Annotated in this window: 21 protein-coding genes, 2 tRNA genes and 1 riboswitch; of the genes, 16 read left to right on the forward strand and 7 right to left on the reverse strand. The window is 36.2% G+C overall.

Annotated features, from left to right (window positions below):
* Positions 1–533: 533 nt before the first annotated feature.
* The 8 genes from ltrA to traN all read left to right on the forward strand — a co-directional run bounded on the left by ltrA (position 534) and on the right by traN (position 7,729).
* A complete protein-coding gene (gene ltrA / locus ACPDHL_RS10650) occupies positions 534–2,345 on the forward strand; it encodes a group II intron reverse transcriptase/maturase (RefSeq protein WP_430532745.1) in 1,812 nt (603 codons plus the stop codon).
* A 94-nt stretch (positions 2,346–2,439) separates the two neighbouring features.
* Positions 2,440–2,895 carry a hypothetical protein gene (locus ACPDHL_RS10655; protein WP_430532771.1) on the forward strand — a complete coding sequence of 152 codons (456 nt, stop codon included), beginning with the start codon at positions 2,440–2,442 and terminating at the stop codon, positions 2,893–2,895.
* A 63-nt stretch (positions 2,896–2,958) separates the two neighbouring features.
* Positions 2,959–3,567, forward strand: a complete 609-nt coding sequence (locus tag ACPDHL_RS10660) for a DUF4141 domain-containing protein (RefSeq protein ID WP_430532772.1) — start codon at positions 2,959–2,961, stop codon at positions 3,565–3,567.
* Positions 3,568–3,569: 2 nt separating this feature from the next.
* Positions 3,570–4,565, forward strand: a complete 996-nt coding sequence (gene traJ, locus ACPDHL_RS10665) for a conjugative transposon protein TraJ (RefSeq protein WP_430532746.1) — start codon at positions 3,570–3,572, stop codon at positions 4,563–4,565.
* Positions 4,566–4,595: 30 nt separating this feature from the next.
* Positions 4,596–5,219, forward strand: coding sequence for a conjugative transposon protein TraK (traK, locus tag ACPDHL_RS10670; RefSeq protein WP_430532747.1), 624 nt, complete (start codon positions 4,596–4,598; stop codon positions 5,217–5,219).
* A gap of 11 nt (positions 5,220–5,230) precedes the next feature.
* Positions 5,231–5,515 (forward strand): hypothetical protein, encoded by a 285-nt coding sequence (locus tag ACPDHL_RS10675; RefSeq protein WP_430532748.1) that lies wholly within the window; start codon positions 5,231–5,233, stop codon positions 5,513–5,515.
* Positions 5,493–6,776, forward strand: a complete 1,284-nt coding sequence (gene traM / locus ACPDHL_RS10680; RefSeq protein ID WP_430532749.1) for a conjugative transposon protein TraM — start codon at positions 5,493–5,495, stop codon at positions 6,774–6,776. The genes ACPDHL_RS10675 and traM overlap by 23 nt, the downstream gene beginning before the upstream one ends.
* 29 nt (positions 6,777–6,805) lie before the next feature.
* Positions 6,806–7,729: a conjugative transposon protein TraN gene (gene traN, locus ACPDHL_RS10685; protein ID WP_430532750.1), complete on the forward strand. Its 924-nt coding sequence runs from the start codon at positions 6,806–6,808 to the stop codon at positions 7,727–7,729.
* A gap of 719 nt (positions 7,730–8,448) precedes the next feature.
* Here the strand turns inward: traN and ACPDHL_RS10690 are convergent.
* From ACPDHL_RS10690 to ACPDHL_RS10705, 4 genes are all read right to left on the reverse strand, one after another.
* On the reverse strand, positions 8,449–8,715 hold the full coding sequence (locus ACPDHL_RS10690; protein WP_286468028.1) for a helix-turn-helix domain-containing protein: 267 nt from the start codon (positions 8,713–8,715) through the stop codon (positions 8,449–8,451).
* A 112-nt stretch (positions 8,716–8,827) separates the two neighbouring features.
* Complete coding sequence (locus ACPDHL_RS10695; protein ID WP_430532751.1) at positions 8,828–10,090, reverse strand: site-specific integrase; 1,263 nt, start codon at positions 10,088–10,090, stop codon at positions 8,828–8,830.
* A gap of 299 nt (positions 10,091–10,389) precedes the next feature.
* Positions 10,390–10,464, reverse strand: a tRNA-Pro gene (locus ACPDHL_RS10700).
* A gap of 6 nt (positions 10,465–10,470) precedes the next feature.
* A tRNA-Ser gene (locus ACPDHL_RS10705) sits at positions 10,471–10,554 on the reverse strand.
* A 328-nt stretch (positions 10,555–10,882) separates the two neighbouring features.
* On the opposite strand from ACPDHL_RS10705, the gene ACPDHL_RS10710 reads away from it, so the two are divergent.
* The 3 genes from ACPDHL_RS10710 (at position 10,883) to ACPDHL_RS10720 (ending at position 13,624) form a co-directional block, all read left to right on the forward strand.
* Positions 10,883–11,419 carry a GNAT family N-acetyltransferase gene (locus ACPDHL_RS10710; protein ID WP_430532752.1) on the forward strand — a complete coding sequence of 179 codons (537 nt, stop codon included), beginning with the start codon at positions 10,883–10,885 and terminating at the stop codon, positions 11,417–11,419.
* Positions 11,420–11,507: 88 nt separating this feature from the next.
* Positions 11,508–12,578: a GNAT family N-acetyltransferase gene (locus tag ACPDHL_RS10715; RefSeq protein ID WP_430532753.1), complete on the forward strand. Its 1,071-nt coding sequence runs from the start codon at positions 11,508–11,510 to the stop codon at positions 12,576–12,578.
* A 50-nt stretch (positions 12,579–12,628) separates the two neighbouring features.
* The gene (locus ACPDHL_RS10720) at positions 12,629–13,624 is read left to right on the forward strand and encodes an alpha/beta fold hydrolase (RefSeq protein ID WP_430532754.1); all 996 of its coding nucleotides are present in this window, start codon (positions 12,629–12,631) and stop codon (positions 13,622–13,624) included.
* 145 nt (positions 13,625–13,769) lie between these two features.
* Here the strand turns inward: ACPDHL_RS10720 and ACPDHL_RS10725 are convergent, their stop codons facing one another.
* Positions 13,770–14,270, reverse strand: a complete 501-nt coding sequence (locus tag ACPDHL_RS10725; protein WP_430532755.1) for a hypothetical protein — start codon at positions 14,268–14,270, stop codon at positions 13,770–13,772.
* Between the two features lie 139 nt (positions 14,271–14,409).
* Positions 14,410–14,515, forward strand: a riboswitch (SAM-I-IV-variant riboswitch).
* Positions 14,516–14,597: 82 nt separating this feature from the next.
* Between ACPDHL_RS10725 and ACPDHL_RS10730 the strand changes: the two genes are divergently transcribed.
* The 5 genes from ACPDHL_RS10730 to ACPDHL_RS10750 all read left to right on the forward strand — a co-directional run bounded on the left by ACPDHL_RS10730 (position 14,598) and on the right by ACPDHL_RS10750 (position 20,449).
* Entirely contained in the window at positions 14,598–15,890 is a 1,293-nt protein-coding gene (locus ACPDHL_RS10730; RefSeq protein ID WP_430532756.1) for a Na+/H+ antiporter NhaC family protein, read from the forward strand.
* Between the two features lie 65 nt (positions 15,891–15,955).
* On the forward strand, positions 15,956–16,702 hold the full coding sequence (fabG, locus tag ACPDHL_RS10735; RefSeq protein WP_430532757.1) for a 3-oxoacyl-[acyl-carrier-protein] reductase: 747 nt from the start codon (positions 15,956–15,958) through the stop codon (positions 16,700–16,702).
* A gap of 261 nt (positions 16,703–16,963) precedes the next feature.
* Entirely contained in the window at positions 16,964–17,752 is a 789-nt protein-coding gene (locus ACPDHL_RS10740) for a class I SAM-dependent methyltransferase (RefSeq protein ID WP_430532758.1), read from the forward strand.
* Positions 17,753–17,765: 13 nt separating this feature from the next.
* A complete protein-coding gene (locus ACPDHL_RS10745; RefSeq protein ID WP_430532759.1) occupies positions 17,766–18,311 on the forward strand; it encodes a putative glycolipid-binding domain-containing protein in 546 nt (181 codons plus the stop codon).
* Positions 18,312–18,925: 614 nt separating this feature from the next.
* Positions 18,926–20,449, forward strand: coding sequence for a transferase (locus ACPDHL_RS10750; RefSeq protein ID WP_430532760.1), 1,524 nt, complete (start codon positions 18,926–18,928; stop codon positions 20,447–20,449).
* Positions 20,450–20,978: 529 nt separating this feature from the next.
* Here the strand turns inward: ACPDHL_RS10750 and ACPDHL_RS10755 are convergent.
* Complete coding sequence (locus ACPDHL_RS10755) at positions 20,979–21,782, reverse strand: DUF4197 domain-containing protein (RefSeq protein WP_430532761.1); 804 nt, start codon at positions 21,780–21,782, stop codon at positions 20,979–20,981.
* A gap of 26 nt (positions 21,783–21,808) precedes the next feature.
* Positions 21,809–22,342, reverse strand: coding sequence for a hypothetical protein (locus tag ACPDHL_RS10760; protein WP_430532762.1), 534 nt, complete (start codon positions 22,340–22,342; stop codon positions 21,809–21,811).
* Positions 22,343–22,365: the final 23 nt, after the last annotated feature.

Here is a 22,365-nt window from a genome sequence, read left to right on the forward strand (position 1 = left end):
ATGGCAAGAGATTAGGTCAGAGTTCACTAAGACCTATCATCAACCAACTTATCTGAAAGGGAAACTAGACAGGGAGTGTAGCATGTTGGTAAAGTCATAAGTTAGTTAGCTATCAAACTACTACTGAATGGCAAGATGAAAAGATGAATATAAGGATAAAATCCGAATTGATTAAACGATAGTCCAAGTGGTTCCTCTTGAAGCTATGACGTAAGATAGCTATCAATCGTCATACTGTAATACTCCACTAGTGAATAGGTATAGTTTGGAGCAAGAACTAATTACAGCACAGTCGCAGTAAGCGTACAAAGGACGGAAGTCGTATCCGATAATTCATCGCGCTAATAGTTGCTAAGTCGCAAACGGGGATTACCTAAATCGGAATGCCGAAAGGCTATGAAAGTTAAGCTTTCTGAATATCCGACATGGTAACGGAGCTTCCGTAGTAGTCTGAGCAAGGGAAAGCCTTGTACATGGCCAAGGGAAGCAGCTAATTTTATTAATACAACTAAAAGGAAAATGTGAGAGACATTATGAGAAATCCAGAAAGAGTATTAAACAGTCTAATAAGACACAGTAACGATTCTAGCTACAAGTTCGAAAGGCTTTACAGAATTTTATTCAATCAAGAGATGTTCCATGTTGCTTATCAGCGCATTTATGCAAAAGAAGGCAATATGACAGAAGGCTCAGACGGTCAAAGTATTGACAATATGAGCTTGTCACGCATTGAGAAACTGATAGCTTCATTGAAAGATGAAAGCTATCAGCCCCAACCATCGAGGAGAATTTACATACCGAAAAAAAACGGTAAGGTCAGACCTCTTGGCATACCCGCTTTCGATGACAAGCTGGTGCAGGAAGTGATAAGAATGATTTTAGAAGCCATTTATGAAGGGAGTTTTGAATATTCTTCACATGGTTTTCGCCCAAATCGTAGTTGTCATACTGCACTAGCTCAAATCAAGAAATCGTTTAACGGAGCTAAATGGTTTGTTGAAGGAGATATAAAAGGATTCTTTGATAATATCAGTCATGATATATTGATAAGTATCCTTAAAGAACGTATCTCCGACGATAGATTCATAAGGCTAATTAGAAAGTTTTTAAAAGCAGGTTATATCGAGGATTGGAAATTTCATAAAACGTACAGCGGAACGCCGCAAGGAGGTATTGTAAGCCCAATATTGGCAAATATTTACCTCGATAGATTAGACAAATACATGAAAGAGTACATCTTAAGATTCGATATAGGGAAGAAAAGAAAACCAAGTAGAGCTCGTATGGACTTTGAGAATGCGAGAAAAAGAACTGTGAGAAAACTAAAGTCTGTAGAAGACAAACAAGAAAGAGCAATTTTAATTCAAAGAATTAAGGATGAAGACAAGCAGCGTGCTATGTTTTTTAGTGGAGATGAAATGGACATAAATTATAAAAGGTTGAAATATGTTAGATACGCAGATGATTTTCTAATAGGGATAATAGGTAGTAAGCAAGACGCAAAACAGGTCAAGGAGGATATTAAAAACTTTTTAGACCAAGAGCTAAAATTGGAACTATCTGATGAGAAAACACTCATTACTCATACAGAAGATTCAGCACGTTTTCTAGGATATGAAATCTTTGTGAGAAAGTCCAATTCACAAAGGCGCGATAGTATAGGCCGATTAAGAAGGACCTATGGAAAAAGGGTATATCTAAAATTGAATACAGAAACAATTAGAAACAAGCTACTCAACTATGGTGTATTGGAATTTCGATACCAAAATGGAAAAGAAATTTGGAAATCTAAATGTAGGTCTGGACTTATATTCAATGACGACCTTGAAATTCTCGACCGATACAATCGGGAAATACGAGGTTTCTACAATTACTATGCTATTGCCAATAATTGCTCTGAGTTGCACAACTTTAAATACATTATGGAGTACAGTATGTATAAAACTTTTGCGGGAAAATATAAAACTTCTACGAGGAAGATAAATTCTAAATATCGTAGAAATGGAAAATTTACAGTAAAGTTTACTACAAAATCAGGTGCAACTAGGGAAAGGTACTTCTACGATTTAGGTTTTAAAAGAATAAATCCGATGACAGATTCACGCTTTGACATTATGCCTTACTCCATTTTCGATGCAGGAAGAACAAGTCTTATAGATAGACTCAAAGCTGAAAAATGTGAAATATGTGGGGCTGCACAGAAACTAGTAATGCATCATGTGAGAAAACTCAAAAACCTAGAAGGTAAAAAGAGTTGGGAAAAACATATGATTGCTAGAAGAAGAAAAACTGTTGCTGTATGTCATAGTTGTCATCAGAAAATCCATAATGGAACATTAGACTGATAAATTAGTGGAGAGCCGGATACATGGAGACGTGTAAGTCCGGTTCGGGGGCGAGCATTTGGAAACCTACCATAGAAATATGATAAGGCGCTGGGTGCTTAGCCTACTTAAGACTGTTAGAAAGTTCTTTGGAGAGGCAATTGTAGTTACCCAAGAGGTGGATGACATTATCCAATCACCTATTGTAAAGGAAAGTATTATCAATAATTCAGACTGTAAGATTCTTCTTGATCAGCGCAAGTATATGAACAAGTATGATGACATACAGGCTATGCTTGGTCTGACTGACAAAGAAAAAGCACAGATACTTTCAATCAACTTAAACAATAATCCAAACCGTCTTTATAAAGAAGTATGGATTGGTCTAGGAGGAACTCATTCAGGCGTATATGCTACGGAAGTAAGCTATTCAGAGTATTTGACTTATACAACAGAGGAGACTGAAAAGTTAGAGGTGATGAATCTAGCTAAAGAGCTTGATGGTAATGTAGAGCTAGCAATAAAACGTCTGGTACAAAAAAGGCAGGAGAATAAGAGTACTACAAACTAATATCTCCTGTAGTAAACAATCAACTAAAATACAATTTCAATGAAAAAACTAATTCACGTAGTAATGGTAGCTGTGCTACTAGTACTACCCCTACAAATTCACGCCCAATGGGTGGTGAGTGATCCTGGAAATTTAGCTTCAGGAATACTAAACAGCGCCAATGAAATTATCCAAACTTCTGCCACAGTGGATAATGTAATTAAGAATTTCAAAGAAGTAGAAAAAGTCTATAAACAAGGCAAAGAGTATTATGACAAGCTACAGGCGGTGAATAATTTGATTAAGGATGCAAGGAAGGTACAACAAACAGTACTACTTGTTGGAGACGTTTCAGAGCTCTATGTCAAGAACTTTGGTAAAATGCTCAATGATCCAAATTTCTCTGCTCAGGAACTTGTTGCTATTGCTAATGGTTACGCCATTCTTTTAAATGAAAGTACCGAGCTTTTAAAAGAACTCAAGCAGATTATAAGCGCTTCAAGTCTTTCGTTAAATGACAAAGAGCGCATGGATGTAATAGACAGGGTTTACAATGAGGTCAAAGACTATCACAATCTTGTGAGTTATTATACTAGAAAAAATATTGGTGTCAGTATACTCAGGGCTAAGAAGAAAAACAACGCTCAAAGAGTACTTGATTTATATGGGACATCCAATCAAAAATACTGGTAGCTATGGGAGAGAGTAATTTACATGAGGTATTACAGAACCTCTATTACGATATGATGCCACTCTCGGCAGAAATGGCAGGGGTAGCTAAAAGTGCAGCCGGTCTTGGTGCTCTTTTTTACATTGGGTTAAAAGTATGGCAAGCTTTAGCAAGCGCAGAACCCATTGATGTGTATCCAATGCTAAGGCCCTTTGCTTTGGGCATCTGTATTATGTTTTTTCCAACCCTTGTACTTGGAACACTAAACACAGTGCTTAGCCCTGTGGTTAAAGGGACGCATCAGATATTAGAGAATCAAGTAATTGATCTAACGAGTTTGCAACAGCAAAAAGATGTTTTAGAAAAAGAAGCCATGCTCAGAAATCCAGAGACTGCTTATTTAGTTTCTAAGGAAGAGTTTGACAAAAAGCTTGATGAGCTTGGCTGGTCCCCTTCTGATTTAGCAACCATGAGCGGGATGTATATTGAAAAGGGAATTTATGAAACGCAGAAAGTAATTAGAGATGCCTTTAGAGATTTTTTAGAAATGCTTTTTCAAGCCGCAGCCCTTGTCATTGATACGATTCGCACGTTCTTTTTAGTTGTGTTGTCCATACTAGGTCCCATTGCTTTTGCCATCTCAATATGGAGTGGTTTTGAATCTACAATTACCCAGTGGCTTACGCGGTACATAAGCGTCTATCTCTGGCTTCCAGTAGCGGATTTATTTAGCGCTATGCTTGCTAAGATTCAATCATTAATTATCGAAAGAGATATGCAGATGCTTTCAGATCCTAGTTTTATCCCCGACACCTCCAATACTGTTTATGTCATATTTATGATCATTGGCATTGTAGGATACTTTACAATTCCTACAGTAACAGGCTGGGTTATTCAAGCTGGTGGAGCTGGAAACTTTATGCGCAACATGAATCAAACGGTAATGAAAGTTGGAAATATGGCAACAGCAGGAGCAGGCGCTGCAGCTGGAAATATCGCAGGTAAACTCATGAAAAAATAGACACAATCAATTATTAAAACTAATAAAACCATGGAATTTAAATCACTTCGAAATATAGAAAACAGTTTTAAACAGATAAGGCTCTACGCTATTTTATTTGCTACGGTTTGCTTACTAATTGTAGGTTTCTCTATCTATAAAAGTTATGATTTTGCTAAAGAGCAACGAGAGAAAATCTATGTGCTGGATAAAGGTAAATCACTCATGCTTGCCCTGTCTCAAGACGCAAGTATAAACCGGCCAGTAGAAGCAAGGGAACATGTAAGGCGTTTTCACGAGCTGTTCTTTACCCTCTCTCCTGAGAAGGCAGCCATTGAAGGGAATATGCAACGAGCATTTAATCTAGCAGATAAAAGCGCCTTTGATTACTACAAAGATCTACTTGAAAAAGGGTACTATAGTCGTGTTATCTCAGGAAATATTCAGCAGCGAGTTGAGGTAGACAGTATTAAAATAGACTTTAATAGCTATCCCTATAAAACGATGACCTATGCCACCCAGTACATCATACGTTCAAGTAATCTCACTAAAAGAAATCTTGTAACAAGTAGTCAGCTCATATCTGCGGTTCGGTCTGATAATAACCCTCAAGGATTTATTATCGAAAAGTTTATAGTTATAGAGAACAAAGACTTAGAAGTTGTTAAACGCTAAAAAACTAATCCATGAATAAATTACAACTTTTAAGACATAGTTATTCCAGTAGACTGCAAATCTATTGGAATAGCCTCTCAATAAAAAGGCAACGAGTTTTATTACTTGCTGTATTTACACTTTACAGCCTTGTTTGCTTTTTTATTGTAAAGACAAGCTTTAGTTCTAAACTAACATCAGGTAGTCAAGAGAAACAAAGCAATATCAAACCTGTAAAGTATTTGCTTGATAGGCAAAAGATAGAATCACAATCACCTTTTAAAATCAAGAGTTATGAACCACAATCAATCAGATAAAACCCACCAAATAGAGAAAGTACCCAAAGAAAATAAGGTATTTCAAAACCTTATAGAAAAACACAAAAAGCATATTGTCTTTGCTTTAATGGGTATTGTGTTTTTAGGGGCAATGTATCTTTTATTTAAACCAGAAGATAAGGAGCTTATCACACACAATGATTCCGTTCCCGAAGCGATAACACAGGGGATGCCCACTGATAAGGTCAAAGCCTATGAAAAAGAGCTATGGGAACAAAAGCAACAAGAAAATGAAAACCAGATGCACTCCTTAGCGGATTATTGGAATGATAGGAATGAAGAGTCAACAAGTAATTATACTCATCAAGATTATAATCAGGAATCAACTTATACTCCCTATGAAAGGTCTTATCAAAACTATAAGCAAAGCCAAGAGGTGCTCAGTAGTTTTTACGATAGTACTGAAAATCCAGAAACAGATCGCCTTAAAAATCAGATAGAAGAATTAGAAAAGCGATTAGAAGAAAAAGATACTCCAATTGCTCTTACCATGGATAATCAATTAGAGCTTATGGAAAAGTCGTTTCAGATGGCTGCAAAGTATTTGCCAGGTGATCAAAACCAAACTGAATTACCACCTTTAAATGAGACTACAAAAATCAAAACTATCTCTAGTACAAAACAGACTATAACAGTGGTTGATAAAACCAGCAAAGAGATTGTCTCCTCACTTGTAAAGCCAATGAGTTTACAAGATTTCTTACCAATTAGTTCTGAAAATAATCAAACTTTTTATACTGCTGAAGGAGAACGTAAAACACAAACTCATAAAAATAGTATAAGAGTAAGTATTAAAGAAGATCAAGTCATTATAAACGAAGGTTATATTAAACTAAAACTTTTAGAAAGCATAGTAATAAATGGGGCTCTATTACCTGAAGCAAGTACGATAATAGCTAAAGTAAAGATTAGTAACACTCGATTAGAGCTTAGTGTAAACTCTATTAAGATCGACGATAGTATCATTGATACAGAGCTTATTGGTTATGATAACTACGGACAAAAAGGCTTAGAGGTATTAGACCTTCAAGAAATAAGCACTTCAAAAGAAATCATTGCCAACATGGGACAAACAGCAGGTACGAGTATATCGATGAGTAGATCAGCTTCAGACCAAATTGCAGGAGATTTAACCAAAGGACTTATTCAAGGAGTGTCTGGTTACTTTTCAAAGAAAGTAAAAGCCCAGAGAGTAACCTTAAAACAAGGACAAGAACTGTTTCTTGTTCCTAAAGAATAACAATCAATCACCAAGTAAATTAAATCATTATGAAAATAATTATTAACTATATGCTACTGTGCTTACTAGCAGTAAATACAGTAGCCGCCCAAAATAATCCGAAGGCTATTAAACTTTCAAATGCTGAGGTAATGCCTTATGAAGTAGAGCTCACCCAAAACAAAACAACGCATATTTTATTTCCAAGCAGCATTGAATATGTGGACTTAGGAAGTAGTGACATAATAGCAAACAAAGTAGAGGCTACTTCAAATGTACTTCGTTTAAAAACGATAAAAGAAGGCATCACAGCTACAAATTTCACAGTAATCACAAGCGATGGTAAATACTACAATTTTAATGCTACCTACAAACTAGAGCCACTACAACTGAGTTATGACTTAACCAAGTTTGAAAAACAGAATAACAAACAGCAAAGTGAAGTCCTATTTAAAGACTTAGGGGACACCAGTCCAACTCTAGTAGATCTTTTTATGAAAGCAATTATCAAAAAAAATAAGAAAGAGCTAAACATTAAAAGCAAAAACTACTCAGTAGAAGCAAGACTAAAAAGCATCTACACTCAAGATGGTAAACTGTACTTTCACATCTCCATCGATAACAAAAGCAATCTACCTTACATAGTTGATTACATTAGCTTCAAAATTAAAGATAAAAGAACAGGAAAACGTACAACGATACAAGAAGTGAGTTTAAAGCCAATTAGAAGTTATAGTGATGCTCAAATTATCAATAGTCATAGTAAACAAGATAATATTTTTATGTTTGACCAGTTTGCTTTGTCTGATAAGCAAATGTTAATCATAGAGATTAATGAGAAAAGAGGTATAAGAAATCAGACATTGAAAATTAAGAGTGCGGATATTTTAAAATCAAAACAGAAAAGCAATGTAGATTATATTACAATAGACTCAGATACTATGATCCTAAAAGATGAAGGGTATATTATATAGTTTATATACTGAATTACTTCAAGAAAAAAAATGGAAAGGTGCAGATAAAGTAATTAAAGGAGTTCAGATATAATGAATGCTAAAAAAGGATTATATGAAAAATAGGAATTATAGACGTAAAATTAATAAAAAGTAAAGTAGTATATAAAAAAATAAAAATTAATTGTAAATAAATAAACATGTTCTTTAGATGTTTTTAAAAAACATATTAGATTGTACTAGGAGAAAATGATATTTCATAGGAAGTGAACATGGTTGTTTTTTTATTTAATTTATTTATATATTTTTGTTCTAATTGTAAGAAATTTTGGTGGGCTGAAAATTTTTTATGATATAAGATTAAAAGCTATCTATAAATTAAGATAGCTTTTTTAAATTTATTACCTAGTTATTTAAAAATAGGGAATTTGAATAACATTAAAATACGTTTTAGCTGTCTTAGTTTATTTTAAGACAGCTTTTTTATTTAATTAGAAATTATAAATAATCTTCGAAAAAAAATATTGTAAGACTGTCTTACAATATTTTTTCAATTTATTGACTTGTGAAGAGTTTTTACATAGAAATGAACTTGTTACAATTGTTTAAATAAAAAAAAACTGATTCATTTTGTTTTGAATCAGGCTTAACTAGATTGAATTTGAGGATAGATTGCAATCGTAGAAATACAGACTAATACAATTTATGTTATATTCTCTTAGATAGTCAAGAGATTCATTTCATTCGCCTTCCATCATCTTTAAAATATCTTCATACCTATAAAATATCAATCCACCAATCTTCTTAAAGGGTATGGTACCATTTATTCTCATATTTTGCAAGGTACCAGGAGAAATACCAAGAAGCTTTCTTACTTCATAGCTTTTGATCCATTGTTTTATCTGTTGATCTTTTTTTCTATTAAAAGGGCTATACCTTCTTATCTCAGTAATAATCTCTTGCTTAAAAATCTCAAGATCTTCTTTTGTGATAAATTCTACTTTCATAATACATAGTATTTAGGGTTAGTTTTGATTTGTTATAAGCTACTAAAAGCTTAGTTCTAACCCTAAATAACAATTTATTTGTGCTAGTTATGTTCTGTTGTCTTTAGAAGGTTTATTTTGACTTTTCAAAGTTGTACTTGTGATTTTTTTGAGTAAGTCTTCTTTCCCTTAAGTTATCCATATCTTCACCTAGCTTATGTTCTAATACTTTAGCATAAATTTGAGTAGTCTGTATGGCAGTATGACCTAGCATTTTACTTACGGATTCAATTGGGACGCCGTTATTTAATGTAACAGTTGTAGCGAAGGTATGTCTAGCTAAGTGAAAGGATAAGTTTTTATCTATCTCACATATAATAGCAATCTCTTTTAAGTAACCATTCATTCGTTGGTTGCTAATAACAGGAAAAACTTTTCCTTTTGCAAAGGCTATAGGATGTTCTTTGTACTTTTTAACTAGCTCTAAGGCTTCAGGGAGTAGTGGAACCCTAACAGGTATTTTAGTTTTCTCTCTACTTGATATAATCCACTCTTTCCCATCACTTCCTTTAGCTATATTTTGTGGTGTTAAGTTAAAGATGTCTATATAAGCTAAACCAGTATAACAACTAAACAAAAACATATCAAGAACAGCTTGTAATCTTTCAATTGCAAAATTCTTGTTTACAAGGATTTCAAGTTCAGATTTAGTTAAGTGCCCTCTTTCTGTCTTCTCAAAGTGAAGTTTGTATTTGGTAAAGGGATCTTTTTCAATCCATTCCATTGTGATAGCTAAGTTGATTAACTTTTTAAATCTTTCAATGTGTTTCATAATGCCATTGTTATTTAATGGTTGATGTTTATGAATAGGTTTGCAGTTTCTTAAGAAGTTTTCAAAGTCAAAGATAAATTTGTAGTTAATCTCACTTAAATAGATGTCAGTTCGATTGTGTACTTTACGCAAATAGCTTTTAAGGTACTTTTCTGTAGAGAAATAGTTCTTTAGTGTACCATAAGCTAATTTATTTGTAGCAATCTCTCTGTGATAGTCTATAAGCTTTAAAAGTGATGATTCGGTGTCATCATGCCCAAGAAAGATATTTTTAACAGCTCCTATGGAGACAACTCTTTTTTGTTGGACTAATTGATGATAGGTATCTGTAATGAGAGAACGTACTCGCTCAATATGTGCGTTGATTCGAACCGTGTCTTCACTTTTGCCCTTCGCTTTTCCTTTAATATTATCCCAAGAAGTAGGGGATATTTTTAATTTTAAAGAAATTTCTGTTCGTTGTCCATTTACCGTTATCCTTGCATAGATAAGGGATGGAACTGTTTTGTTTGAATTAGAAACACGTATTATAAAGTGTATTCCAAATGTGTTTTTTGTTTTCATATCAATCTATTTTAATGTTAACCGAACTGTTTTGATATGGTTTTTAAAAACTACTCACCTGAATAGTACTCAAACAAGACCAAAAAGCACTGAATTAAACTATAATGAATTGTATTTAATTTACTGAAATACAAATAGTTAAACTCGATTCGGTGAGCTAATTTACCTTTTAAAAATAGCTCACCTAATAGCTCACATTTAGATTGATTTACTATGGATTATTATGATACATTTAAAAATAAAAAAATCCGTAAGTAATTGATACTTACGGATTTAGGCACATTCTGATACCCTAAAAGTCGGGGTGGCAGGATTCGAACCTGCGACCTCCTGGTCCCAAACCAGGCGCGATGACCGGGCTACGCTACACCCCGAAGAAGCGGAGAGACAGGGACTCGAACCCTGGCGACCGTTACCAGTCGACAGATTAGCAATCTGCTCCGTTACCACTCCGGCACCTCTCCTGAAAATTGAGGAATCCCTCATTTTTACTGGAGCAAACATACTATTAGTTTTTATTTTATGCAAATAAATTAAAGGAGAAAATAGTAGAAAATGACCTACTTTTTTTTACTGCATTAAGGATGAGGAAAATAGGAAGTAAAAAAAAGAAACAAAAAAAAGATATTTCCTCATCATCTGCCGTTTTAAAGGGCTTCACAATGGAAAAAGACGACATTTTTAAAAGTTAGAAGCACCATTCGCTTTAAATTATCACCTATATTTGCATCAGAAATAAGAATAAAGCTGAAATTGTAACAGCATTTTTAGCCCAAATGATTCAAACAGCATATGAAATTTGATACAACCCTGACTTTTTCAAGTGATCGCTTGAAGTTTATCATCGTAAATGACCACTATGTAGATGATATTTTTAGAGAATTGACACCAACCGTAGCGAAGTTTTTACCTTTTATTCCCACGCAAAAAAAAGAAGATACTTTTGGCTTTGTTGCCTATAGCTTGGGACAATTGGAAAAACAACAAGATATTACTTTGTTGGCAACTGATCGACTAACAGGTGAATTTATCGGCTGTTGTGGGATTCACGATATCAATGAAGAATCCATTTCATTGGGAATCTGGTTGAAAGAAAGCGCAAGCGGTAAAGGCTATGGCACAGAAATTATCAAAGCCCTAGAACAGTTTGTATTTGATCATATGTCCGTAGACTATTTGATCTACAATGTGGAACAAGACAATAAAGGAAGTATTAATATAGCCGAAAAATTAGGCTATGTCTACAATACTAGTTTTGTGCGTAACATCAGTGAGGAGAAAATACTGCATATGTTACAGTATCGCAAAGATAACTTGGCAAAGAAGTAAGAAACTAAAATAAAAACAGTACATTGAAAAAGTTCAGTTTGATTCATCGAATTAAGCTGAACTTTTTATCTGTAAAGACAAAGCAAACATGAGAAATAAGCCGATAGAACAGGTAGAACGTCTACTTACTCTTCCTTTTTTAAATGCCTCAGCAAGAGAAACAGGGGAGTTGTTTTTAGCAATTACAAGAGGGGAAAGCACTTGGTCTACTTTATTGCTTTCTGTTGAAACAGCCACACAGCTTTCGGTTATAGATCCCTCTATCCTACAGCTGTTGTTGGATGATTTTTCTCAAACTACTACTGTGATCGAACGGGAAGTACAGTTGAGACTCTTGCGTGCATTCTTGCATCTCATGGGAAAACATTGGAATTCGTATCGAATGGAAACATCGCTTGTGGGGCATCTGTGGTCGGATGATTGGACAGTTATTCAAACGTGGAAGCAAGAGCAAGCAGCCCAATACACCTGGTTTCAACTGTTGAGCATGCTAATCGATGCTAGAGATAATATAAGCCAAGCACAGGCGTTTAATCCTATTCAAGAAGGGATAAAACAAGAAGTGCTTATGATTTTGGATATGCTAGAACCCCAAGAGCGAACTGTTTTTCCTACAACACAACAATGGGAGAATCAAAGCTTGTGTTTTCGAAAGATTACAACAGAAGATGCTCCCTTACTACAACGCCATTTTACCCCTGCAGTTGGACAATACTTGAGCATAGACTCCTTTGCCCATCCGTTGTTGGCTGCTGAATACATCCGACAAGCTCAGTTGGAAATGCAACAGGGGAGTTGTTTGGTTTTATTGGCTTTTGAAAAGCCAGAAAAGGAGTTTGTCGGATGCGTAACCATCAATGATATTAATCAACGAACTGTTGAGATTGGCTTGTGGATCAGTGAAGAACAACAAGGAAAGGGCTATGGTGCTAATTTGCTAGAACAAGTACTCGCTATTATAATTGACCGTATTCCAACAGCTGAGATCATCTATACAGTTGAAAAAGAGAACCAAAGAAGCATCAACCTATGTGAGAAATACGGATTTCAATCTAGTCGGGAGTTTATCTTAGAACCTACACCACTCAAAAATAAGTATAGAGCTATGATTCAATATACCAAAACGTTGAATGGATTTAGATTCAAGGCGAAAGAGTAGGTGGATATAGTTGAAAAATACTATATTCGGAAAAGTTAATCCTATTGAGTATGAAAAAAACCATTACCCTACTGTGTAGCTGCATTCAATTCTTTGTTTTTGGACAAACGAAAACACCTGAGGAATTAGGATTTAGACATATCACCTATACGTATCAAGGCGATGTAGTCGATGTGATTGTCAAATCTAAAAAAGGAGAAGAAAATCAACCCAAACCCTTGTTCTTTTTCTGCCAAGGTAGCTTACCTGATCCGACAATCAAATACTTAGGTGATCGCGTATTGGTTTTTCCTTTCGATATGGAGATCTATGCAGAACAATACCATTTGGTTATCGTTGGAAAACCAGGAAGTCCTTTGGTGCTCGATTTAGCACCTTTTGCTCCTTCCTATCAATTTAGACAAGCAGGAGAAAAAGTACCACAAGCCTATACCGATCGCAACTATTTGAGCTACTACGTAGAAAGAAATATAGAAGTACTCCAAGCATTAGCCCAAGAAGAGTGGGTCTCATCAGACCAATTGGTTGTAGCTGGACATTCAGAAGGCAGTACAATAGGGGCTAAGATGGCACTATTATATCCTGAAATTACGCATTTAATTTACTCTGGTGGAAATCCAATGGGCCGTATAATGTCGATCATAACGGAATATCGCTATGGAGAAACAGAAGCGGATCAAAGAGCAGAACATATGTTTGATCATTGGCAATGGATTCTGGATAATAAAGAAAGTGTAACAGATGAACGCGGCGATAGCCCTAGGGCAACCTATGAGTTTTCTGAACCTTCCTTTGACGTTTTGGAGCAATTGAAGATTCCGGTGCTCGTAACCTACGGAAGCAAAGATTGGAGTGCGCCATTTAATGATTATTTACATCTCGAAGCCTTGAGAAAAGGATGGACAAATTTTACATTTAAAGCCTATATCGGTACGGAACACAATTTCTTTCCTGTGAATGAGCAGTATGTGCCAGATCACAAGGTACGCAATTGGCCAAAAGTTGCTACAGATTGGCTGACTTGGTTAACTGTGAATGGTGAGTAGTGAGTAGTGAGTAGTGAGTAGTGAGTGGAGAATGGAGAGTTGTGAACTATAAACTGTAAACTATAAACTATAAACTGTAAACTAAAATAGCGAGGAAAACCTCGCTATTTCAAATCGTTATTAAGAGAAAAGAGAAAACATTTTTTTAGAATTTATAGCGTACGGCTACACCAAAGTCGATGTAGAGTCCGTCGCGATAGGAGTTATTTAAGTATAATTCAGGACGGGCATCCAATGCAATTTGCAAGGGAATTTCATTCAATGTATATTCAATTCCCACAGTACCTGTAATTAAACCAAATGTACCATTGTCTTTGTATCTTTTACCTGAATGATTGTAGTATTTGTAGCTATAATTACCTACAGCCGCACCTACACCTGCATACCAATCAAAGTTCCCTTCAATAGTCCATACCCATTCGTATATACCCGTAACTTTTGTTGCGTTGTAGTCGTCATTGTTTCTAAATCCTAGGTTTAGTTCTAAGCGATTATTGCGCATTAGATCTCTTTGGTAAGAGATTTCAGTCCCTAATCCCGAGTTTCCACCAAAACGCAACCCAATTGCATTTTTAGGACCTTGCTGTGCAAAGGAAGCCGTAGTTAATAAACCCGCTAATCCAAGTGAAAGCAGTAGTTTTCTCATTTCTTATTGTATTTTTTTGTTAGGAGAACAAAAGTAAGCAATATCTAGTAGGATTAAAAAACAGATGGGAGTAAATGAATAAAATGAAGAAAAATATGTTTTTTGTTGCCATTTTTAAATAATGGTTTTACCTTTGTGACTTAATTATCAGGAATTTTTCTAAAAACAAGTAGAAAAATAGCAACCTGCAACAACAAGCAAGGTGCTCCAAAGGATAAGCCAGTCATGGAAAAAATGTTGATCTACCAGTGTTTGGTAGTTGAGTTGTACTATATTTTTTTCGATAGGTATCTCTGGTTACTTGTTAGTAGAAGCAAAAGAATATATATGACAGAGAACAAATTCTACACCCTCATTCCCTTTTTTGTTTTTGTAGCTGTTTTTCTAGGAAGTGGAATAGCTTTAGACAACTTTTATCAATTGCCATCGCCCATTGCTATTAGCGTGGGGATTATCACGGCTTTTGTCTTATTTTATAAAACCCCAATGAAAGAGCGCATCACCGCCTTGGTCGAAGGATGTGGAGATAGTAAGATCATGACCATGTGTTTGATTTATATCTTAGCAGGTGCTTTTGCTACCATCACCAAAGCCATTGGTGGGGTAGATGCGATGGTTCACATTGGGTTACAGTATATTCCCGTAGCCTATTTAGGGGTGGGAATTTTTATTATTGCCTGCTTTCTTTCCTTGTCTATTGGAACTTCCGTAGGAACAATCGTCGCATTGGGACCTATTGTCGTCGGGTTAGCAGAAAAAACAGGGAGTTCTATGGGACTTTTATGTGGTTCGCTATTAGGCGGAGCAATGTTTGGCGATAACCTGTCAATTATTTCCGATACCACTATCACGGCTACACAAACGTTGGGGTGTCAGATGAAAGATAAATTTAGAGCTAATTTTAAGATTGCTATCCCTGCGGCCATACTAACAATAGCAGTGCTGTTTTTTACAAAAAATGATGCTGCAGACTTTGCGTTGGATGTAAATCAGCAAGCCAATTATGTATTGCTGATTCCCTATGTGTTGACTATTGTACTCGCTTTGGCGGGAGTTGATGTTTTTGTGGCCCTGTTTTTGGGCATTCTTTCCGCGGGAATCCTCGGCTTAGTACGAGAAGATTTTGACTTAGCTGGATTGGCCAACCACACCTACCTCGGGTTTACCTCGATGACGGAAATATTTCTCCTTTCCATGTTAACAGGTGGACTTGCGCGTATGATTGAGCGTCAAGGAGGTTTGGCATGGATTCTCCAAAGCATGAAAAAGAAAATTAAGACCTCAAAAGGTGCTGTTTTCGGCATCGCCTCTCTCGTATCCGGCGTAGGGGTTTGTATGGCCAATAATACCGTATCCATCCTCGTAGTGGGTAATGTCGCTAATGATGTAGCGACAGAATATAAGTTGAACCGCCCTTATGTCGCTTCTATTTTGGATATTTTTGCCTGTATTGTGCAAGGAATCCTGCCATATGGTGCACAAATCCTTATCTTATTGAGCTTTACAGAAAAAAAATTAGGGTATATTGAGCTGCTAACACAAGGGTACTATTTTCTCTTCTTGCTCCTCGTTACTTTATTTTATATGGCCTTTTTTAGAAAAGAGGTACAAACAGTTTAAAAAATTCAGTCCCGAATTACAAATTGTTTATATTTGCCCTTTGTCAAAACAAAATTGAAATATACATGAAATTATTAGAAGGAAAAATAGCAATTATTACCGGTGCCACTCGTGGAATAGGAAGAGGTGTAGCTTTAGCTTTTGCAGAACAAGGAGCTAACGTAGCATTTACCTACAGTTCATCTGTACAAGCAGCAGATGAGTTGGTCAATGAACTTGTTGCTTTAGGCGTTCAAGCAAAAGGATATCAATCAAATGCAGCTGAATATGCAGCCGCAGAACAATTGGTAGAAGAAGTTTTAAAAGACTTTGGTAATATTGATGTTTTAATTAATAATGCAGGTATCACAAAAGATAACTTATTGATGAGAATGTCTGAACAAGACTTCGATGCAGTAATTGAAGTGAACTTAAAGTCTGTATTTAACATGACCAAAGCAGTACAACGCACCATGTTAAAAAATAGAAAAGGTTCTATTATCAATATGAGCTCAGTTGTAGGAGTGAAAGGAAATGCAGGACAAGCCAATTATGCAGCATCAAAAGCAGGAGTAATCGGATTTTCAAAATCAGTTGCTTTAGAATTGGGATCGAGAAATATTCGTTGTAATGTCATTGCCCCAGGATTCATTGAAACAGAGATGACAGGAAAATTAGCGGAAGACGTAGTGAAAGGATGGACAGATGCCATTCCATTAAAACGCGGCGGAAGACCAGAAGACGTTGCCAATGCTTGTGTATTCTTAGCTTCAGAATTATCAGCTTATATTACAGGACAAGTAATCAATGTGGATGGAGGAATGTTAACCTAATCCAAATCGAAAAATAAAACAGCAAGGGAGAATAAAAGGACAGCTTTTATTCTCCCTTTTTTTGTTGTATTTGGTCGTACTGTACACCGTTTCAACCCACCTCACAACCAACTTATTATCACTAGAAAAGCGATTTTTAAAACGAAAAATGAACGGGTAAAATGGACGAAGTGCGAAAAAAAGATTTGATTTATACGATAAAAAAGGATACTTTTAAATAGTCAGTTGAAATAACTCAACAGCCATTTATTTAGTATATCATTGAAAGATTTTATAAAACACAATCAAAAGGCATGGGATAGCCAAGCAAGAGCAAATGTTCCTTGGTCTCAACCTGTCAGTAGTGAAGTAGTCGAAAAGGCAAAACAAGGAATAAGGGAGTTGTATGTCCTGCCTACAAGCCTAGATAAGGATTGGATTGGCGATATCAAAGGAAAAAAAGTACTGTGCTTAGCGTCTGCTGGTGGCCAACAAGGGCCTATACTAGCAGCTTTAGGAGCAGAAGTAACCGTGTTTGACCTATCCGAAGAACAATTGTCAAAAGACCGTGATGTAGCAACAAGAAATCAGTTGAATATAGTGACGAAACAAGGGGATATGCGAGATCTTCGTGTATTTGAAAACGATTGTTTTGATCTAATCGTCCATCCAATCTCTAATTTATATGTCGATGATGTTACAAAAGTTTGGGAAGAGTGTTTTCGCGTGTTGAAAACAGGCGGAAAACTAATCAGTAGCTTTTATAATCCCGTTGTATTTATAGAGGACCGACAAGCAGAAATAAAAGCAACAGGAATGATTCAACCCAAGTATACGATTCCCTATGCTGATCAAACCGATTTGTCTGAAGCGGCATTGAACCAAAAAATAGAAAAAGGAGAAGCCCTTGTCTTTGGTCATTCCCTCAAAGATTTGATCGGTGGACAAACCAGAGCAGGATTTGCTATTATAGCTTATGATGAGGCTTTGCAACCCCATCCACGCTTTACCATAGATCCTTTTATCCCCACCTTTATTGCAACGCTTAGTGTAAAATTAAATAAATTATAGTTTCTTGAATCATATGGAAAAAAAACGCACTTGGTTAGGTATAGATTCTATATCCGTGGAACATTTTACCACCATCGAAAAAGAAGGTAGTTTTCACTGTAAAGGTGAAGTAGTAGGGAATAAAAATAATCGCATTTACGGCTTGGAATATCAGGTAGTTACAACGTCTAATTGGGAAACTCGCTTCTTTGATATCCGCTGTCAAGAGGGGCATCGTTACTTTCAGCTCAGTGGACATAAATTGAACGAGCAATGGTTTATTGATGAACAGGAATATCCTCACTTCAAAGAATGCCTCGATATCGATATTGCCCTAACACCTTTTACCAATACGTTGCCAATTAATCGATTGAACCTAGCTATTGGGGAATCCAAAATCATTCCCGTATTGTATATTAATCCGCTAGAAGAGAATTTTACACTTGTTCAACAAGAGTATACCAAATTATCCGAAAATACGTACCATTATAAAAATATTTGGAGTGATTTCGAAGCAACCATTACCCTCGATGCAGCGGGGTTTGTAACGGAATATCCCGGTTTATTTAAAGTGGTTTAACTTACAACAAAGAGGATGTCTCAAAAGGACATCCTCTTTGTTTTTGCCTGTTTTATCGACGTTCAAGGACTCTTATTCCCCTTTTGTAGGGGTTTCCTTTTATATGTCAGCCTAGTGCATGCGTTATACATCCATGGTGCGTCTATTAAAAACAAGCTTTTTTATAGTCTCACCATGGACTCACTATGGACTCACCATAGATTTACTTCAAAGGAAATACCTTTCATATCCCTACCAATGATGTCTCGTCCTGCTCTAGCTGTACCGTTCTTGTTTATACTCCTCTTATCTACTAAACCATTATTTTTCCATGCTTTTATTGTTTCGTTCTCTTAGACTTGTATAAGAAAGAGTTCCATTTTTTTTAAAGCAGTATCTTTTTGTTAACTTTCTTGTTTGCTGATCTGTGTTTTAACGCTATCGCTTGTATTTGAACTGTTTTTTGAAATAATTTTATCCTGTTTCCTAGGAGTAATAACCAATGCCATTGGGAATCGTATTGGATCGAGGAAATAATCGTAGTGTTAAAATGATACAAGGGCTTTGTAACTAATCTAAAAAAGAGATGTTTTCCGATTAAAGCGAGAAAAGTTGAAATTCAAAACGTTATAGCGATGAAAAAGTACAAAATAACCAATGAGTCCATGGAGTATAATGGCTGTCTACTTTGGCGCATAGAATGTTTGAAAACGCATAGAAAAGGAGGATGGATAGAAAGTGAACTCAATTTAAGTCAAACGGGAAGTTCATGGATAGCAGATAATGCCAAAGTATATGGCGAGGCTGCGATATTAGACAATGCTAAAGTTAGTGGAAATGCCGAAGTATTTGGTGCAGCGCGAATTACAGCGGAAGCTCAGGTATATGGCAATGCAATCGTGTCTGATTATGCGATCGTTACGGCTTATGCCCAAGTGTATGATGAAGCATCAGTGGAAGATTCGGCTCAGATTTATGGCAATGCAACCATCTCGGGAAATGCGTTAGTATCTGCCTATGCGAAGGTCTATGATCATGCTTCTGTAGAAGGTTCAGCACAGGTCTATGACAATGTACAGGTCTATGGACATGCAACCATTAAAGATCGCGCTTATCTATACAAAGATGCCCATGTTAAAGGAAATACCATAGTATCCAATAACGAATGCATTGGGGAAAATTTGTACAATTGGGAGGATGTAAATGCATTGACCATGTTGAATATTAGCCTAGTACATGGCGCTAAATCCGCAGAGCTGTACGCAAATGGAAAGCATCAACTAGCAATTAAAATTAGCTTACGAGCAAAAGATAAAAAAGACAAGTACATCAGCATACCCGCCAGTGAAATTATAGAAAACATTGAATTAGTCGATGAAGAGAATAATCCAATTCAGCTGAAGATTCACTATACGCATCTAGCAGGTTTGTACGTCTATCCGCCAATGGGAGAAGCCAAACAACAAAGCGATGAAAAAGAGTCTTTTGCCGTGATTTATTTAGCTGTACAGGAATGGATGAAAGCTTTTAAACTCTGTGTGCGTTGTAAAGTTAAACAGTGGTCGCAGGATCATAAAATACAGCGGATCAAACGCGTGGAGTATACTACTGCAAAAGAGCACAACTACAGCTCTATTGCCGCAGATTACATTGCAATTACCGTATTGCCTAAACGGCAATTTACCCAGTCTAATATCCGCGTACAAACGTTTACTGAACTAGATGTCAATGGGATTGAAAATTCTAAGCTAACGAAGTATTATGTGCAATTTAACCCTCAAGATGGGTTAGTCATCCGACATACCTCTTGCATAAATAGCAAGTGGTTTCACTATAAGCAATCGGGCATATACAAGGGCTGTACCATCTCAACGGATCACACCTTTGCAGCCGATGACAGTGCTGTATTTACAGCAAAGTTTGAATTTACCTCGAGTAAATTTAGAAAAGTTAGGGCCAAAAACCACGAAGTGGAGGGGTTGTGTTTTTGGGTGTATCAAGCTTGGGAAGGACTCGTCTGGTCTTATTACGAATGGGGAGGTGAAATGTATTTTTCTCTGTTTGATCAGTGGGGTAATGAAGCGAGTCTTATTGCACGGACTGGTGAAGAGGAACACTTGCAATTTCATGTGCGAACAGAGGAATTTAATCACGGGTAAAAAACGAAAGAGCAAATCTTTCTTTCGAACAGCTGAAGGCATGTTAGAGTAGAAGAATGAGGGGAATGAAAAAGAGCGTTGATTTTTCAACGCTCTTTCGGGTTAAAGCCTAAGGGATACCGATGGCGTGGGTTTAAGATGTAAATCCGCGCGAGCGGGAATCGATCTTTGCTATTTACAAGCTACAAACCTACATCAGTCGAAATTAACCTGCAATACCCCTTTCGTTATATGGAAAAAAAGTTCAAATGACTTTATTTGTCTCTAGATAAAAAAAGCAAACAACTGTTTTTCAGTTGTTTATTTTACTCGGTTTTTGTTTGGGTATATTAATTTAAGGAGGATGATTAATTAAAATTAATACGGGATTTGTATAAAAAAAAGGAGCATTGGGTTACAATGCTCCTTTTGGTATCAACTAACTTTAACTATTTCGATATGAAATCATATATTTATGAGACAAATATCTATTTTTCTTTTTGAAATGATATTACCGTTAGGTTATGTGATTGTTATTGTTGATCTGAGATTAAAACAGGTCCAATAAGCTCTTTTTCTTTTCCTTTTTAGGGGTTGCTTTTTTGTCAGAATCCGTATTCTTAGCAGACGTTGTATTCGCTGTTTTATCCTGTTTGCTGAATACGTCTTGCAATACGTTTGTAGATCTTGAATGGGGTTTATTACCGCGAATGTTATTTTCTTCTACAGCGATCATGGTAAATACACCATCCATGGTTTTCTCCGTTACATAATTCGTCAAATCGGGATTGACAGGAGAAACTAAAGGCAGGCTATTGTATTTGGTAAAAATACCTTCCCAAGCTGTTGTAGCGCCTACTTTAGATAGAGATTCTTCGATGATGGGTGCAAATTTAACGGCTAATTCCTTCGATGTTTTTGCTTTTAAGTAGTCCGTAGCAGATGATGGTCCACCAAGTAAAATAGTAGCAGCATCGTTAAAAGTTAAGTCTTTGATGGCTTGAACAAAAATAGGAGTTGCTTCTTCTACAGCGCTTTCGGCAGCGCGGTTTAAAAGTTGTAAGCCTTGGTCTGCCACGCTTCCCATACCCATAGAACGAAGGGTTTTGTCTACCTTTTGTAACTCATCCGGTAGCATGATTTTAACCATTTCATTCTTAAAGAAACCGTTGGGTTTTGCAAGTTCACTCACTTGTTGTTGAATCCCTTTGTCTAAGGCCTCTTTTAGCCCTTTTCCGATCTGATCTTGGGATAAACTACCCAATACGCCACCCAATTTACTTTGAGCCGTAACGGTGTAATTGGAACCTAAAACACCAAGTAACAAACATGCGCTTATCAAAATTCTTCTCATGATTTTTAAACTATTTTATTGATTTATTATAAGTTATGTTTGGTCTCTTCTTTAATGGCTCGGAGTAGAATATCCACTTTGTTTTGGATATTAACCGATTCATTTAACAAGAGATTTTGAAGCAACAAAGCGGAAGTCGCCTCAGCTAGCTTGGCCGTTTGTTGAATCGTGGAAATAAGGGTGTTTTTGGTATGCACAACAATAGCCCATAGCTCTTCGGATACATAAAGCTGTTGTGTGACATTATATTCAAATTCTTGTTCAAGATGTTGGACCAACAAATGCGCATAGGCTTGTGTGTCGGTACTTAAAGGTTGTACACGGAGGATTAATTTCTTTAAATCGCTTCGCTCTGCATAAATCACCAAACGCTCACAAGCTTGTAGTTTTAGGGCCTTGCTGTCAATACCCGAATCTTTTGTGGTCAATTCCTTGATGATAAAGTAATCCCGTTTTGATTGTTTCTCTAAGATTTTTTGAAAAAAAACATAAGACAACCCCGCAACGACTAAAGCAGGCACTACATATTGAAGTGAGGTAAGAATAAAATTGAGATCCATGAAATTAAAGTTTGAACAAAAGT

Source organism: Myroides sp. C15-4, from assembly GCF_050522745.1.
Lineage (GTDB): Bacteria > Bacteroidota > Bacteroidia > Flavobacteriales > Flavobacteriaceae > Flavobacterium.